We start from the raw sequence: 13,907 nt of genomic DNA, 5'->3' as shown, positions 1-13,907 counted from the left end.
AGAGGGCCGCAAGGCGGCAGACCCTGCGCCCAGCCGTATCAGAAACAAGAGCGGATTTAAGGGTCTGAAATGCCGCCCTGCGCCCGTTTCACTAGGACGTCTTGCTATGGATCAAGGAGCAAATCCAAGCTCTCCTTTCCTTCTCTTCTACGCCGTGCGGGCCATTCGCATTCCCCCTGCCTGCGCGGGCACGGGAATCCTCAGAAACGGCGGGTTCAACGAACAGGCTGGCCCGCTCGCGCCTTGCCGCCGCCCTGCCCTCTTGCGCAGAGAAAACGGCGCGGAGCGAAAGCCGGGCGGCCCTGGCTGGCTCCGCCGCCATGCCTTCGCGCGCCTTGCAGATCCGCCATGAGAAGGCAGAGCGGCATCAAAATCAGGAGCGGATTCAAGGGCTGAAAATGCCGCTCGGCGCAGGTTCCACTAGGACCATGCGCTATAAGAACAGAAGCGAAATAACGCCCTTGCGCCTTGTCTTCTGCTCATGCCTTGCGCATTCCAAATGCCTGCATTCCGGCTCGCAGCCCCTTGCGGCCCGCTTGCAGGCGCGGGCGGCGGGCGGGCCGTCAGCGGCTGAGCGACTTCATGGCGCGCTGCGCTTCGCGCTTGCCTTCGCGTTCCTTGATGGTGTCGCGCTTGTCATGCTCGGCCTTGCCCTTGGCCAGGGCAATTTCGCACTTCACGCGGCCATTTTTCCAGTGCAGGTTCAGCGGAATGAGCGTGTAGCCCCTTTGCTCCACCTTGCCGATCAGGCGGCGGATTTCGTCGCGGTGCATGAGCAGCTTTTTGGTGCGCGCCGCCTCGGGGCGCACATGCGTGCTGGCGGTGCCCAGCGGGTTGATCTGGCAGCCAATGACAAACAGCTCCCCGCCGCGAATGACCACGTAGCCGTCGGTCAGCTGCGCCTTGCCCGCGCGCAGCGCCTTCACTTCCCAGCCTTGCAGCACCATGCCCGCTTCGTGGCGCTCTTCAAAAAAGTAATTGAAGGCGGCCTTTTTATTGCTGGCAATGACGGGGTTGGGCGTTTTGGAAGCGGTTTTTTTCTTGGCGGCCATGCGTGAAGAAAGGCTGAATGAAAAGCGGGAGGGAAGGCAGGAAAAAGGCTGAAACCCTGCGGTTTTCTAGAATTTGCGGCTTGACGCCCAGGCCAGCCGAAGGCCAGGCGCGCGAAAAACGCAAGATTTTCCATGAAAACCGTCCGCAAATCCGTTCTTATCTGGTATAGCGCCCACGAGATGTTCGAGCTGGTGCGGGACGTGGCCCGCTACCCTGAATTTCTGCCCTGGTGCAGCCTGGGCCGCGTCATCGGACAAGACGCGGACGGCAAGGGCATGACCGCCGAAGTCGGCATCGCCTTCAAGGGCCTGAAACAAAGCTTTGTCACCTACAACACGCACATTGCGGACCGCGAGCTGCGCATCCAGCTGGTCAGAGGCCCCTTTTCCACGCTCAATGGCCTGTGGACTTTCACCCCCGTGGGGCAGGCGGGCGAGCGCGCCTGCCGCGTGACGCTGGCGCTGGACTACGGCTTTGACAGCAAGGCGCTGTCAGCGCTGGTCGGCCCCGTGTTCGACAAGATCGCCGCCACGATGGTGGACGCCTTCATCCAGCGCGCCGAGCAGGTGTACGGCCAGCCATGACGAACGCCGCGCCGCCCTCATCCGCCTCATGCGCCGCCAGCCCCCCCTCATGCGGCGGCGCCAGCGGCCTCATTGGCGTCACCGTCGCCTGGGCCAGCGCCGCGCGCCAGGTGCAGCTGGCCCGCCTGCATCTGCCCGCAGACGCCACCCTGGCGCAGGCCGTGCAGGCCAGCGGCCTGCTGCAAGGGCTGCCTGAAAACGCGCGCGCCGCGCTGGCCTACGGCATCTGGGGCCGCCCCTGCGCGCCCGGCGCGGCCTTGCAAGACGGCGATCGCGTGGAAATCTGGCGGCCCCTGCGCGTCGATCCCAAACGGGCGCGCCGCGAGCGCTTTGCCAGCCAGGGCGCGCGCGCAGCAGGCCTGTTCGCCCGCCGCAGACCCGGCGGCAAAGCCGGGTATTGAGAGCCTGTTGGCAATCCGGCGTCCGGCGCGCCGCTTATCCCCGCACGATTTCGCACGATTCCGCCCGGCTCGTTCCACTTGCTCCATTTGTCCCCATCGCCCAGGCCCAAGCCTGTGGAAAAGCCGTGGGCAAACCGGTATGGCGCGCGCAAGTGCTTGCGCGGCAAGGCAGCGCATGATTTGCCTGAAAAATGGGCGGGGCGCACCAGCCAGGCGCGGCGGTTTTGCACACGCGCCGGGCGCAAAGCTGTGGGCAAGCCGTGGACAAGCCGGTACGGCGCGCGCAAGTGACTGAAAGCCAAGGATTCGCCGCCGCTGCCTTCTTTTTTGGCAGCGCCGCGCTCGCGGCCCCAGGCGCGAGAACCTGTTCAAAGCAAACCGGCTTTTTCACACCCTGCGGGCGCAAAGCTGTGGAAAAGCCGGGGGCAAACGTGTATGCCGCGCGCAAGTGCCTGACGGACAAGGAAATGGCCGCCGTGCCTCGTTTTTCAGCACCTTTTGCCACTGGCGGCCCGCCGCCATCCGCCTATCAAGCGGAGAAGAAGGACGAGGCGGCAAACCTTGCGCAAACATTATTAAAAATGCCGCTCTGCGCCTATCCGAAAGTGGCAGCGTATAAAAAAAGAGACGGCTATCGCTGCCAATAGTCATCTCGGGTTATTTCGAATTCTTCCCAAACCCGCCGCACCAGCGAATGCTGTCTGCGGTGGCTCCTCAAGCAATCCAACGGAATTCCCGCAAGGAAAAAGCTTTTTTCTTGCGGTGATGGCGAGGTTCATGGAACTTCTTGAAGACTGATTGGAAATAAGGGAAGGCTCGCTTTATCGTGTGCGGGCTGCTTATTTCAGACCTTTTTCTTCCAACCAGCTTTCCAACACATCAGCGATTTCCACGTTATTTGCTTCGATAAAGGCGAAATGACTGTTGCCGCGTATGCCGATGTCAGGCAACTGCACAACGCTCGCGTCGCCGCCGTGGCGATTTACGCAGTCGGCAAAGGCTTGCGCCATACGGATGCGTTCAATCCACCGCTGCGATGCCCAATGCGGGTTGTCTGCCGAAATGTAATCACCGTAATAGATGATGATGGGCATTTGGGTCAGCAGGGCGAAACGTTCGGTACTGATAGGTTGCGAGAGTGAAATGTTGGCGGCGTCGTTAGCGGGTGTGGCAACGCTCGGCATTTCGTTTTCGGGGAAAACAAACTCGGTGCCGGTTTCATAGGAAACTACGGTTTTCTCTTTTCAGGATTTTTCAGCACGGTCTGCCAACCTGGGCCGCCGCCTTGTGAGTGGATAATCAACACGTCTTCGCCAATGCGGTCGAACACGGCGGCAACGGCATCGGATACCACGCCCAAATCATACGCACCGGTGTTGGGCGTGATTTGGCGCAAAAAATGGTTCAGGCTGGCGGCATCTTTGAGAAACTGACCGTCTGCAAACAGATTCGGGAAGATGCCCATGCGGAAGTTTTCAAACCAGAATTGATCGTTAGGCAAAACGGGGGCAGCAGGATGATGGCTCCGTTGTAAGCCCGAGTAAGGACAGGTAATGGCTTCGACAGAGCGGGAGCAAATTCAGGGGGTATGAAATGCCGTTTTGCGCACTTTCCACTAGGGATTGTTGAAAATCACCTCTTATGGCTGCAATCCCGCCATGGAAAGATGAGTATCAAGCGACAAGCAGTGAGCGCTAATGACCCCGCACTGCCTGGGCACGTCTGTCGATGCAGGGCCAAGAGGCGCGAATAAGCGCTTGATTTGCAGAGGCCGTGCCGTGGATCGTGTGCACAGGCAGACCCTGGCGCGATTGGCCTGAAGAATTTGGCAAATGCAACACCGTCTTCAAGCGCTTTCGCGACAGGGGCAAGGCCATATCTGGCAAAAACTCTTTGATGCCGTCAGCAACCCGCCGGATATGCAATACGCCATGGCCGATTCCACGACCGTGAAAGTGCACCGTCACAGCCCGGGCGCGGAACTCAAAGCCAAGCCATAGGCCACTCACTTGGCAGGATACGGGCCTTGTGCGATGCGCCGGCAATCTGCTCAAGTTCGCTCTGATGCCATGCCAGCGGCATGCCAGCGAAGGAGACCAAGAACTGATGCGGAACCAAAAGTTTGGAGCGCTGCTGGCAGACAAAGCGTTTGATGTTCAATGGCTGATAGAGCCATTGCAAGCGCAAGGCGTGCCAATCGTGTCCCGCAAAGACCCAATCGACGCCGGCCTTTGCTCATTGTTTTGGCTCCTTTTGGGCTTTTCCTTTTGGCTTCCCTTTCTGGCCGTTCTCTTGCCGCCCGGGCCTGGCCGCCCCGGGCGCTGGCTTTCAGCACCTGTTCATGATTTGAACGTGAGGGGCGAAAGAGCGGATCGGGATGAGTCGCAACGCCGCAAGCCGCGCCCGAGGCCGCGCTTTTCGCTCCCACGATGCGAGCAGGCTCTCAAGCCAGTTTGGCGGCCACCCAGCCTTGCACGCTTTGCAGGGCCTGGGGCAACGCGGCGGCATTGGTGCCGCCGGCCATGGCCATGTCGGGCTTGCCGCCGCCTTTGCCGCCTACTTGCTGGGCAACGAAGTTCACGAGTTCGCCTGCCTTGATGCGGCCCACGGTGTCGGGCGTGACGCCTGCGGCCAGCTGCACTTTGCCTTCGGATGTGGCGGCCAGCACGATGGCGGCGGTTTTGAGCTTGTCTTTGAGCTTGTCCATCGTCTCGCGCAGGGTTTGGGCGTCTGCGCCATCGAGGCGGGCGGCGAGCACCTGCACGCCATGAACGCTGACGGCCTGGCTGGCCAGTTCGCCGCCCTGGGCGCTGGCCAGGCGCCCCTTGAGCTGGGCCACTTCTTTTTCCAGCGTTTTGATGTGATCGAGCGTTTGGCGCAGGCGGCCTTGCAGATCGGTAGCGGGGGCGTGCAGGGCGGCGGCGGCCGATTGCACGGCGTTTTCGGTGGCTTGCGCCCAGTTCAGGGCGTTCAGGCCCGTGATGGCTTCCACGCGGCGGATGCCGGCGGCCACGCCGCTTTCCATGACGATTTTGAACAGGCCAATGTCGCCGGTGCGGGCCACGTGGGTGCCGCCGCACAGCTCGCGGCTGGCGCCGATGTCGAGCACGCGCACGGTGTCGCCGTATTTCTCGCCAAAAAGCATCATGGCGCCGGTTTCGCGGGCGCTGTCGATGTCCATCACGCGCGCTTGCGTGGCGGTGTTGGCCAGGATTTCGGCGTTCACGCGGCGTTCGATTTCGGCGATTTCTTCGGGCGTGACGGGCGCGCCGTGCGTGAAGTCAAAGCGGGTTTTGGCGGCATCGACCAGCGAGCCTTTTTGCTGCACATGGCTGCCGAGCACTTCGCGCAGGGCCTTGTGCATGAGGTGGGTGACGCTGTGGTTGCGCATGGTGGCCTGGCGGCGCTGCGTGTCCACTTGCGCCTGCACGGCGTCGCCCACCTTGAGCGCGCCTTGCGTGAGCGCGCCGTGGTGGCCGTGCACGCCGGCCTTGATTTTTTGCGTGTCGGCCACTTCAAACACCACGCCGGGGGCGGTGAGCAGGCCGGCATCGCCCACCTGGCCGCCGCTTTCGGCGTAAAAGGGCGTGGCGTCCAGCACGACCACGCCAGCCTGGCCCGCCTTGAGTTCACCCACGCTTTGCCCGTCGGCATACAGGGCGGTGACGCGGCAGGCGGCATGGGCCATTTCGTCGTAGCCGGTGAACAGGCCCGCCGGGCCTTCGTATTCGAGCAGCTTGTCCATCTTGAACTTGCCGGCGGCGCGGGCTTTCTCTTTTTGATGTCGCATGGCGGCATCGAAGCCTGCCTCGTCTACCGTCACGCAGCGCTCGCGACAAACGTCTTGCGTCAGGTCAAGTGGAAAGCCATAGGTATCGTGCAACTTAAAGGCGACATCACCATGTAGCACTCTGGATTGACTGAACTCTGAATCAGCCAATTCTTTGAGCCGAACCCTCTCAGAGTTAGATGTTTGAAATTTTGCAAATATATTTTTTACGTCCGAGTCAATTTTTGGAGCAGCTATAACAAGCAAGTCTTTTCTCAAAGGAAGGGACGTTTCATATTGACTCCATCGAGAAAATGATTCTTTTGCTAAACCATTTTCACCAAATAGGGAAAGCGCACGCTCCTCATTCACATCGCTAGTTAAAAAGAGGGCTAGTTGCGTGTAGCCATCCTTTTCAAAAGCCTCATACCAAATGCCACCTAAAACGTCGTGGCCTGGCTGGAAATTTACTTTTTTATATCCCTCGGAGTGCAACCAGTTTTCTATGGTTTTTGCCTCTGAAGTTTCCCAATCCAAAATTTCCATGCCGTGGGCCAGCGTTTCGAAAAAGCGCTCTTCCTCGGTTTTGAGCGTTTCGGTGATGCGCGCTTCCTGCTCGGCCAAGCGCGGGTAGGCCGCGCCCATTTGCTGCACCAGGTCGCGCACCAGTTTGTGGAAGAAAGGCTTTTTCTGCCCCAGCTTGTAGCCGTGGCGGATGGCGCGGCGGATGATGCGGCGCAGCACATAGCCGCGCCCTTCGTTGCCGGGAATGACGCCGTCGGCAATGAGAAAAGAGCAGGCGCGGATGTGATCGGCAATCACCTTCAGGCTGGGCACGTCCATGCTGAAGGGCACGCCCACTTCGCGAGCGGCGGCGCGGATGAGCGCCTGAAACAAATCAATCTCGTAATTGCTGTGCACGCCCTGCAAAATGGCAGCCACGCGCTCCAGCCCCATGCCGGTATCAACGCAGGGCGCGGGCAGGCGGGTGACGCTGCCGTCTTCATGCATTTCGAACTGCATGAACACGTGGTTCCAGATTTCGATGAAGCGGTCGCCGTCTTCATCAGGGCTGCCGGGAGGGCCGCCGGGGATGTGGGGGCCGTGGTCGTAGAAGATTTCGCTGCTGGGGCCGCAAGGGCCGGTGTCGGCCATCATCCAGAAGTTGTCGCTCTTGTATTTGCCGCCCTTGTTGTCGCCGATGCGAATCACGCGCTCGGGCGGCAGGCCGATGACTTTCGTCCAGATGTCATACGCCTCGTCATCTTCGTGATAGACGGTGGCCAGCAGGCGCTCGGGCGGCAGCTTGTAGACCTGCGTGAGCAGCTCCCAGCCCCATTGCAGGCTTTCTTTCTTGAAATAGTCGCCAAAGCTCCAGTTGCCCAGCATCTCGAAAAAAGTGTGGTGGCGCGCGGTGTAGCCCACGTTTTCCAGATCGTTGTGCTTGCCGCCCGCGCGCAGGCAGGCTTGCACGCTGGTGGCGCGGTTGTAGGGGCGCTTGTCGGCGCCCAGAAACACATCCTTGAACTGCACCATGCCGCTGTTGGTGAACATGAGCGTGGGGTCATTGGCAGGCACCAGCGGCGAAGAAGGCACGATGGTGTGCCCGCGCGCAGCGAAAAAGTCGAGAAAAGTCTGGCGGATTTGCGCCACGGACATATGGGGGACTGAATGGGTCGTCATGGTTGTTGTGAAGAAAAAGAATCAGGGCGCAGCAAGTCCACTTGCACGCCCCTGAACTGGAGGAAATCGGCGTCAAACGTGCCCACGGCGGCTTCGTGCTCAATGGCCAGCGCGGCCAGGTGGGCGTCATTGGTCAGGTTGCCGCCCGCGCCGCATTGCAGCAAGAGCTTGAAAAACAAATCGGCATGGCGGGCGCCCGGCTGCGCCAGCACGGCATGCGGATGCGCCAGCCACTCGTCCACCACGCCTGTGGCCTCGGCCACCGACAGGGGCGCGGGCATCACGCGCGGATGCGTGGCAATGCGCACAAAGCCAATCAGCGCATTCCAGGCAAAGGCCACGGCCTGGCTGGCAAACGCCTGCTCCAGCCAGACTGTGGCCGCCGCATGCTGGGGGCTGCTGGCATTGACGCTGTAAACCAGCACATTGGTATCAGGCAGCTTCACGGCGCGGTCTCAATCTGCGGCGGCTTTGCTTGCGGCATCTGCGCTGGCGGCGGGCTGCTGCGCCGCATGCCTGGAGCGGCCAGAACAGCGCAGCGGCTGTTTTTGCTGCGCTTGCCACTCGGCATTGAGCCGGGCGTCCAGCGCCAAAAATGCCTGCACGTCCAGCTCGCCTGCCAGCCCGGCGTCTGGCTGCTGCGGCAGTCCCATCTGGAACGTGCGCTGCACAAAACGCGGCACGGGCCGCGCGGGCGCTTCAGCCGTCATGGGCACGATGCGGGCCACGGGCTTGTTGTGCCGGGTGATGATGACTTCTTCGCCCCTCTCGGCGCGGGCGACATATTCGGACAAACGGGTCTTGGCCTCAAACAAGCCCACAGTGGCCGCGCTCGCGGCCGGCATGGCGGCAGTCATGTGTGGTCTCCTTGCGAAAAAACAGGCCAGGCGCACGGCCTGGCCCAACTGGTTGAATCAGCCAGATTCTAGGCGGCATCGAGACAGTCCGCCGCAAACCAGCGCATTAAAAAGAGGAGCGGATTCAAGGCGCATTGAAACGGCATTGGCGCACATTCCGCCAAGACACCATGCTATTGATAAAGAAGCGGAAAAAGCCTTTTTCTGCTTTCCTGGTGCCTGAACCTTGGGGCAGACCATCAGTCAAGACACGTCCAGCTTTGCTTTCAGGAGCTAAAGATGGCCCTGGAAGCTGTTCATAGCCCGACTACGAGCCAGGTGCGATCAGCTGCTTGAGCGCGGCTGGCTGTATTTCGCCCAGCCCCGGGCGCGCAGCTCGCAGGCGGGGCAGTGGCCGCAGCCCCAGCCCCAGGGGTGGCGATGGGTGCGGTCGCCCAGGTAGCAGGTGTGGGTGTGCTCGGTAATCAGACGCACCAGGTCTGCGCCGCCGCCTGCGGGGTCGGCCTGCTGGCCCAAATCGTGTGCGAGCTGCCAGGTGGCGGCCTTGTCCAGCCACATGAGCGGGGTGTCGATGACGTAGCGGCGGTCCATGCCGAGGGTGAGCGCCACTTGCAGGGCTTTCATGGTGTCGTCGCGGCAATCGGGGTAGCCGGAAAAATCGGTTTCACACACGCCGGTGACGATGACGCTCAGGCCGCGCCGCCAGGCCAGCGCCGCCGCCAGGGTGAGAAACAGCAAATTGCGGCCAGGCACAAAGGTGTTGGGCACGCCGCCAGCTTGTGTTTCGATGGCGATGTCGCGCGTCATGGCGGTGTCGCTGATCTGGCCGAGCACGGGCAAATCGAGCACGTGGTCCTCTCCCAGCCGCCCGCTCCAGGCCGCAAAGCGCTGGCGCAGCGCAGCAAGCACGGCCAGCCGCTGCGTCAGCTCCACGCGATGGCGCTGGCCGTAGTCAAAGCCGATGGTTTCCACGCGCTCGTAGCGCGTGAGGGCGTAGGCTAGGCAGGTGGTGGAGTCCTGCCCGCCGGAAAACAGAACGAGGGCGTTGCGGTGTGCTTCAGACATGGCGGTGAAAGGGACAACAAAGATAAAGGGGCGGCCAGATCGCTGGCTTTGGCCATGCTGGAGGTCTGGCGCTGGCTGGGCTTGCGGCCTCGGGCCTGAAGCGGACATGGCCTTCTTGCCCGCCATCGCCGCGCGGACTGACGGCCCGCCTTAACCGGAACCTGTTCAGCATCTGGCCGCAAAGTCTGACCGCCAGGGGCGGCGCATCAGGATGGAGCAGCAAGGTGCAAACGGGGCTTGTGCTCCACGCACAGCTCACTTGCATTCAATTTGCAGCCCGGCGAGGGCTTGCAAGGCCGCAGACCGCCCGAGTTTGCGCTTCTGGCGTCTGCGAACGGGGTGTGAACAGGTTATCTGGAGGATCAAGAAGCGGACAACTTGGCCCGCACGGGCATTTCACCCTTGGCGGCAGGCGGCAGCCAGCTTCTGGCAAGCACCATGAAACATCAGAAACAGGAGCGAATTCAGAGGTATCGAAAAGCTGCCCCGCGCTTGTTTTACTAGGACCTCATGCCATGAAAAGAGGAGCTAAATGAGGCGCTGAACCTGAACCCGGTGCATGAAGGCTGGGCTGCGAGCAGGCTCTCACGCGCGGGTCGCGCCGCTCGCTGGCTTGTCCGCGCTGGCGCACAGCGCGTCGGCGCGGGCCTGCGCGGCGGCAAAGTCCAGCGCGCCGCTGTAGATGGCGCGGCCGCAGATGACGCCTTCAATGCCTTCGCCCTGCACGGCGCAGAGCTGTTCGATGTCGCTCATCGAAGACAGGCCGCCGGAGGCGATGACGGGGATGGAAAGCGCCTGCGCCAGGCGCACGGTGGCCTCGATGTTGATGCCGGTGAGCATGCCGTCGCGGCCTATGTCGGTGTAGATGATGCTTTGCGCGCCCCAGTCCTGGAACTTGCGCGCCAGATCGGTCACTTCGTGGTGCGTGGCGCGGCTCCAGCCGTCGGTGGCCACTTTGCCCTCGCGCGCGTCCAGGCCCACGATGATGTGGCTGTCAAACGCGGCGCAGGCGTCTTTCAGAAAACCGGGGTTTTTGACGGCGGCGGTGCCGATGATGACGTGGCTGATGCCCGCGTCCAGGTACTTTTCAATGGTGTCCAGATCGCGGATGCCGCCGCCCAGCTGCACGGGCGCCTGGCCCGCCACTTGCCGCAAGATGGCGCGAATGGCCGCCATGTTCTGCGGCTTGCCGGCAAAGGCGCCATTCAAATCAACCAGATGCAGGCGGCGCGCGCCTTGCTCCAGCCAGTGCGCGGCCATGTCGGCGGGCGCTTCGCTGAAGGTGGTGGCCTGGGCCATGTCGCCTTGCTTGAGGCGCACGCAGTGGCCGTCTTTCAGATCAATTGCGGGGATGAGAAGCATGGATGCTGCTGGGAAAGAAGAGAAAACCGGTGCATTCTGGCGCGCACGCCAGCGGGCGCAATGAGTGTTTTCCTGCAAGAAACACGCCAATGGCCGGCAGACTGGCTTACTGCCGCTGCCATTGCTGGATGGCCACGGCCATTGAATCGGCCTCGCGGCGCTCCTCGCCATAAGGAACGGCCACCCACCCGGGCGCGGCCGCGCCTTCGCGCTGGTAGTGAATCTCCAGAAAAGCGCGCTCAATGGTGACGGACTTGGACTTGGAGCGGCTGCCGAACTGGTAGCCCCAGCCGCCGGAGGAAAAGATGGCGAAGCTGCCGCCATGCTTCGTATCGGTATGGATTTCAGACTCTCGCTCCACCTTCACGCCAATGACTTCGCGCGGCGAAAGCAGCAAGCGCTCGTAGCCGTTGCCCCAGACACAGGCGAACAGCGCGTTGTTCTGCCTGTCCAGCGCCAGCACGCCGGGCTGCGGCCATGTCCACTGATGGGCGGCGACGGGGCGCAGGCCGTTTTGCTGCGCCTCGGCGGCCATGCGCTTGGCGCAGGCGCTGTAGCGCACGGCCTTCCAGGGCTTGAAAACCAGCAGCTCCAGCAGCTTGGTAACGCCCACAAAGACCAGGCACAGCACCACGCCCACAAGCAGCAGCGCCAAAATGGCCTCGCCTATGCCATGTTTGAAAAACGAGCCGAGCACATTGGCAATGAGCACGAGCAGCAAAAAGCCGCCAATGCCCAGCACCGTCCATGCGCAGATTTGCTCGGTTTGGCGCACGGCGTGGAAAGTGCGGCTGTCTTGCGTGGAGCCGTATTGAATGAGCGCATTGTTTTCCATGTTGAATCTCCTGAGCGGGTTGAATGAACGGGGTGAATGAAAGCGAATAAGGCGTTGAATGGGCGTCTGCACTTTCACAGATTTCGGCGCAGGCCGCCGCCACCGGTTTTGCCTGCCATTGGCGCGGCTGTCTTGGCCTCCAATGGCGGCGGCGACTTTATCGCAGCTGGCACTGGGGGGGGGCGCATCTGGCCGTTCAGGGCTTGCCCGGTCATGGGCGCGACGGGCGCTGCTGCCCAATGAAATACCAAGCCGGAATACTTCATGGATATTTTCAGAATATTGCTGGGAATTCCAGGCCGGAAAATTTGTCTGCTTATTTGGAGAATCCTGCAAAGATATGCCTATGACCCGAAAATCCGCAGTCTATTCAAAAAATCAAGGAAGCATCACTGCAAACCTGAAAAAACACCTGAAAAACCAGTGTTTATTCTTGGCAGTCTCGGCTCCACAGGCCCGCTGAATGTGGATGCTGAAAGGCGCAAGATGCCCTGCGCAATGCGAGCAGGCGCAGTCATTTACTCGTCCGTTTTCCGGGCGCGCTGCTGAATGAGCGCCGCCCTCGCGGCCTTCACGGATTCCAGCGCAGGAAATTGCGAAACAGGCGCAAGCCCTGTTCCGCGCTTTTTTCGGGGTGGAACTGCGTGGCGAACAGGTTGCCGCGCGCGATGGCGCTGGCAAAGCGCAGGCCGCCATATTCGGTCTGGCCCGCTACGTCTTCGGCGCGGGCGCAGCAGGCGTAGTAGCTGTGAACGAAGTAAAACCACGGCTCGCCGCCATCCGCTTCTTCGGCCCCGGCGGCCCTGCCTTCGCCCGGCGCGGGCAGGTTGCGCACGCCTTCCCAAAGCGGGTGCCGGATGCCTGAATGCGTGCAGGGACGCACGCGGTTCCAGCCCATTTGCGGCACTTTGCAGGCGCTGCCGTCAGGCGCGCGGCGGCCCGCGAAGTCGAATTTCAGCACTTCACCCGGCAGCAGTGCCAGCCCCGGCGTGCCAGCGGCGGTGTGGCCTTCGGCACTGTGCTCCAACAGCATTTGCATGCCCACGCAAATGCCCAAAAGCGGTTTGCTGGCAGCAGCTTGCAGCACGGCTTCTTGCAAGCCGCTGGCTCGCAAGGCGGCCATGCAGTCGCCCATGGCGCCCTGGCCGGGGAGGATGACGCGCGCGGCATCGCGCACGGCCTGCGGCTGGCTGGTAACGGCCACGCTCACGGGCAGACCCTGTGCGGCATGCAGCACGGCTTGCGCCACGGAGCGCAGATTGCCCATGCCGTAATCAACAATAGCGACGGAAGTAGAGGTCATGGCATATCAAAAAAAGTCAATCTGCATGGTCTGTATATGCAAATTTTGGCCCCATTATCCCAATAAAAATCGCCTTCACGCACCACATGAAGGCGATTGTTGAAATGGCCGCTTGTCACCAGAATGGTGGAAAACCGCAATCCGCTTTCGAGCAAAAGAAGAAGTATTCCTGGTTTGCCCCTTCATCAATCCTGATCAGAGCTGCGCGGCTGGGGCTAACGCTCCATTCTGCTTTGCGTCCGCCTTGCAGCGTCATAGAGCCATAAGCGCTGCATGGAACCATGGTTAGCGTATGCATCCAGTCCTGGCCGCTGATTTGCCGCGCTTTTGAGAAATAGCGCCGCACTGTGGCAGCGTCCGGATGAAATGTATTGCAGTCCGGCTCTCCTGCATCCTTTTCGCTTTCACTGTAACCTTCCACCTGAATCGTTTCGATCGGCGGCAATGGCGATGGGCATAGCGTGATCGTGTCGTCTGCAAAGTCCTCTTCCAATATATCCACGCAGGTATCATGAACAGGCATTTCTTGGGCCAAGGACATGACGCCAGGCGTCATAATGAAAGGCAGGCAGACTAGCCATTTTGAATTCATGACGGTTTATCTCCATCGAGCTGTCAGCGCTTCCGAACCTATTTTGCGGGAAACTGTTGAATGAGCAAAGACTTCTGATTCCGGTATTGAATATTCATTGTGCGGATTTCTGGCGGGGCATTGGGGCTTATGCGTGTCATCGTCTCCAAAAAAATTGCCTTCATGCACTGCGCTTGAAGGCAATTGTTGAAATGGCCGCCTGTCACCAGAATGGTGAGAAACCGCAATCCGCTTTCGAGCAAAAGAAGAAGTATTCCTGGTAGTCTCCTCCATCAATTCTGATGAGAGCCGCGCGGCTGGGTCTAATTCCCCAGCGCGCTTTGCGCCCATCTTCCAGCGTCATGGAGCCAGAAGCGCTGCATGAAATCATGGTTAGCTTATGCGTCCAGTCCCAGCGGCTAAT

18 protein-coding genes and 1 pseudogene are annotated in these 13,907 nt (G+C 61.0%); 6 read left to right on the top strand and 13 right to left on the bottom strand.

The window, feature by feature from the left end; genetic code table 11:
- Positions 1-563: 563 nt before the first annotated feature.
- Positions 564-1,052, bottom strand: a complete 489-nt coding sequence (smpB, locus tag QB898_RS09080; RefSeq protein ID WP_050714613.1) for an SsrA-binding protein SmpB — start codon at positions 1,050-1,052, stop codon at positions 564-566.
- Positions 1,053-1,184: 132 nt separating this feature from the next.
- On the opposite strand from smpB, the gene QB898_RS09075 reads away from it, so the two are divergent.
- The 3 genes from QB898_RS09075 to QB898_RS09065 all read left to right on the top strand — a co-directional run bounded on the left by QB898_RS09075 (position 1,185) and on the right by QB898_RS09065 (position 2,685).
- Entirely contained in the window at positions 1,185-1,637 is a 453-nt protein-coding gene (locus tag QB898_RS09075; RefSeq protein ID WP_279524689.1) for a type II toxin-antitoxin system RatA family toxin, read from the top strand.
- Positions 1,634-2,038, top strand: a complete 405-nt coding sequence (locus QB898_RS09070; RefSeq protein WP_279524688.1) for an RnfH family protein — start codon at positions 1,634-1,636, stop codon at positions 2,036-2,038. The genes QB898_RS09075 and QB898_RS09070 overlap by 4 nt, the downstream gene beginning before the upstream one ends.
- A 260-nt stretch (positions 2,039-2,298) precedes the next feature.
- A complete protein-coding gene (locus QB898_RS09065; protein WP_279524687.1) occupies positions 2,299-2,685 on the top strand; it encodes a hypothetical protein in 387 nt (128 codons plus the stop codon).
- A gap of 192 nt (positions 2,686-2,877) precedes the next feature.
- Here QB898_RS09065 and QB898_RS09060 read toward each other — a convergent pair whose 3' ends face one another.
- Together QB898_RS09060 and QB898_RS09055 are read right to left on the bottom strand one after the other, a co-directional pair.
- Entirely contained in the window at positions 2,878-3,222 is a 345-nt protein-coding gene (locus QB898_RS09060; RefSeq protein ID WP_279524686.1) for an alpha/beta hydrolase family protein, read from the bottom strand.
- Between the two features lie 44 nt (positions 3,223-3,266).
- A complete protein-coding gene (locus QB898_RS09055) occupies positions 3,267-3,503 on the bottom strand; it encodes an alpha/beta hydrolase family protein (protein WP_279524685.1) in 237 nt (78 codons plus the stop codon).
- 308 nt (positions 3,504-3,811) lie between these two features.
- Here QB898_RS09055 and QB898_RS13445 point away from each other — a divergent pair.
- Positions 3,812-3,856 (top strand): annotated as a pseudogene (locus QB898_RS13445) (hypothetical protein); the annotation flags it as partial.
- A 14-nt stretch (positions 3,857-3,870) separates the two neighbouring features.
- Positions 3,871-4,038: a hypothetical protein gene (locus tag QB898_RS09050; protein ID WP_279524684.1), complete on the top strand. Its 168-nt coding sequence runs from the start codon at positions 3,871-3,873 to the stop codon at positions 4,036-4,038.
- On the opposite strand, the gene QB898_RS13440 is transcribed toward QB898_RS09050, so the two are convergent.
- The 7 genes from QB898_RS13440 to QB898_RS09020 all read right to left on the bottom strand — a co-directional run bounded on the left by QB898_RS13440 (position 4,022) and on the right by QB898_RS09020 (position 11,609).
- Positions 4,022-4,198, bottom strand: a complete 177-nt coding sequence (locus QB898_RS13440) for a hypothetical protein (protein ID WP_428982787.1) — start codon at positions 4,196-4,198, stop codon at positions 4,022-4,024. The genes QB898_RS09050 and QB898_RS13440 overlap by 17 nt on opposite strands.
- Before the next feature lie 283 nt (positions 4,199-4,481).
- The gene (gene alaS / locus QB898_RS09045) at positions 4,482-7,466 is read right to left on the bottom strand and encodes an alanine--tRNA ligase (RefSeq protein WP_279524720.1); all 2,985 of its coding nucleotides are present in this window, start codon (positions 7,464-7,466) and stop codon (positions 4,482-4,484) included.
- A 20-nt stretch (positions 7,467-7,486) separates the two neighbouring features.
- The gene (locus QB898_RS09040) at positions 7,487-7,936 is read right to left on the bottom strand and encodes a TA system VapC family ribonuclease toxin (RefSeq protein ID WP_279524683.1); all 450 of its coding nucleotides are present in this window, start codon (positions 7,934-7,936) and stop codon (positions 7,487-7,489) included.
- Positions 7,937-7,945: 9 nt separating this feature from the next.
- Positions 7,946-8,347, bottom strand: a complete 402-nt coding sequence (locus QB898_RS09035; RefSeq protein ID WP_279524682.1) for a type II toxin-antitoxin system Phd/YefM family antitoxin — start codon at positions 8,345-8,347, stop codon at positions 7,946-7,948.
- A 324-nt stretch (positions 8,348-8,671) separates the two neighbouring features.
- Positions 8,672-9,412 (bottom strand): 7-cyano-7-deazaguanine synthase QueC, encoded by a 741-nt coding sequence (gene queC, locus QB898_RS09030; protein WP_279524681.1) that lies wholly within the window; start codon positions 9,410-9,412, stop codon positions 8,672-8,674.
- Between the two features lie 585 nt (positions 9,413-9,997).
- On the bottom strand, positions 9,998-10,774 hold the full coding sequence (gene hisA / locus QB898_RS09025; protein ID WP_279524680.1) for a 1-(5-phosphoribosyl)-5-[(5-phosphoribosylamino)methylideneamino]imidazole-4-carboxamide isomerase: 777 nt from the start codon (positions 10,772-10,774) through the stop codon (positions 9,998-10,000).
- Positions 10,775-10,880: 106 nt separating this feature from the next.
- Positions 10,881-11,609, bottom strand: coding sequence for a hypothetical protein (locus tag QB898_RS09020; RefSeq protein WP_279524679.1), 729 nt, complete (start codon positions 11,607-11,609; stop codon positions 10,881-10,883).
- A gap of 264 nt (positions 11,610-11,873) precedes the next feature.
- Between QB898_RS09020 and QB898_RS09015 the strand changes: the two genes are divergently transcribed.
- Positions 11,874-12,158 carry a hypothetical protein gene (locus QB898_RS09015; protein ID WP_279524678.1) on the top strand — a complete coding sequence of 95 codons (285 nt, stop codon included), beginning with the start codon at positions 11,874-11,876 and terminating at the stop codon, positions 12,156-12,158.
- Positions 12,159-12,180: 22 nt separating this feature from the next.
- On the opposite strand, the gene QB898_RS09010 is transcribed toward QB898_RS09015, so the two are convergent.
- The 3 genes from QB898_RS09010 to QB898_RS09000 all read right to left on the bottom strand — a co-directional run.
- Complete coding sequence (locus tag QB898_RS09010) at positions 12,181-12,912, bottom strand: imidazole glycerol phosphate synthase subunit HisH (RefSeq protein WP_279524677.1); 732 nt, start codon at positions 12,910-12,912, stop codon at positions 12,181-12,183.
- 115 nt (positions 12,913-13,027) lie between these two features.
- Positions 13,028-13,504, bottom strand: a complete 477-nt coding sequence (locus QB898_RS09005) for a hypothetical protein (RefSeq protein WP_279524676.1) — start codon at positions 13,502-13,504, stop codon at positions 13,028-13,030.
- 202 nt (positions 13,505-13,706) lie between these two features.
- Positions 13,707-13,907, bottom strand: a 201-nt coding sequence (locus QB898_RS09000) for a hypothetical protein (protein ID WP_279524675.1), incomplete at its 5' end; no start/stop codon positions are given.

It is taken from the genome of Ottowia cancrivicina (assembly GCF_029813755.1).
Taxonomy (GTDB): domain Bacteria; phylum Pseudomonadota; class Gammaproteobacteria; order Burkholderiales; family Burkholderiaceae_C; genus Ottowia; species Ottowia massiliensis.
The sequence above is the reverse complement of the archived record's forward strand: the minus strand, read 5'-3'. Positions and strand labels throughout refer to the sequence as shown.

What these genes read in the sequence shown, in the direction of transcription:
- smpB (WP_050714613.1), bottom strand. Translation starts at nt 1,052, where the DNA reads ATGGCCGCCAAGAAAAAAACCGCTTCCAAAACGCCCAACCCCGTCATT.
- QB898_RS09075 (WP_279524689.1), top strand. Translation starts at nt 1,185, where the DNA reads ATGAAAACCGTCCGCAAATCCGTTCTTATCTGGTATAGCGCCCACGAG.
- QB898_RS09070 (WP_279524688.1), top strand. Translation starts at nt 1,634, where the DNA reads ATGACGAACGCCGCGCCGCCCTCATCCGCCTCATGCGCCGCCAGCCCC.
- QB898_RS09060 (WP_279524686.1), bottom strand. Translation starts at nt 3,222, where the DNA reads ATGCCGAGCGTTGCCACACCCGCTAACGACGCCGCCAACATTTCACTC.
- QB898_RS09055 (WP_279524685.1), bottom strand. Translation starts at nt 3,503, where the DNA reads ATGGGCATCTTCCCGAATCTGTTTGCAGACGGTCAGTTTCTCAAAGAT.
- QB898_RS09050 (WP_279524684.1), top strand. Translation starts at nt 3,871, where the DNA reads ATGCAACACCGTCTTCAAGCGCTTTCGCGACAGGGGCAAGGCCATATC.
- alaS (WP_279524720.1), bottom strand. Translation starts at nt 7,466, where the DNA reads ATGTCCGTGGCGCAAATCCGCCAGACTTTTCTCGACTTTTTCGCTGCG.
- QB898_RS09035 (WP_279524682.1), bottom strand. Translation starts at nt 8,347, where the DNA reads ATGACTGCCGCCATGCCGGCCGCGAGCGCGGCCACTGTGGGCTTGTTT.
- queC (WP_279524681.1), bottom strand. Translation starts at nt 9,412, where the DNA reads ATGTCTGAAGCACACCGCAACGCCCTCGTTCTGTTTTCCGGCGGGCAG.
- hisA (WP_279524680.1), bottom strand. Translation starts at nt 10,774, where the DNA reads ATGCTTCTCATCCCCGCAATTGATCTGAAAGACGGCCACTGCGTGCGC.
- QB898_RS09020 (WP_279524679.1), bottom strand. Translation starts at nt 11,609, where the DNA reads ATGGAAAACAATGCGCTCATTCAATACGGCTCCACGCAAGACAGCCGC.
- QB898_RS09015 (WP_279524678.1), top strand. Translation starts at nt 11,874, where the DNA reads ATGGATATTTTCAGAATATTGCTGGGAATTCCAGGCCGGAAAATTTGT.
- QB898_RS09010 (WP_279524677.1), bottom strand. Translation starts at nt 12,912, where the DNA reads ATGACCTCTACTTCCGTCGCTATTGTTGATTACGGCATGGGCAATCTG.
- QB898_RS09005 (WP_279524676.1), bottom strand. Translation starts at nt 13,504, where the DNA reads ATGAATTCAAAATGGCTAGTCTGCCTGCCTTTCATTATGACGCCTGGC.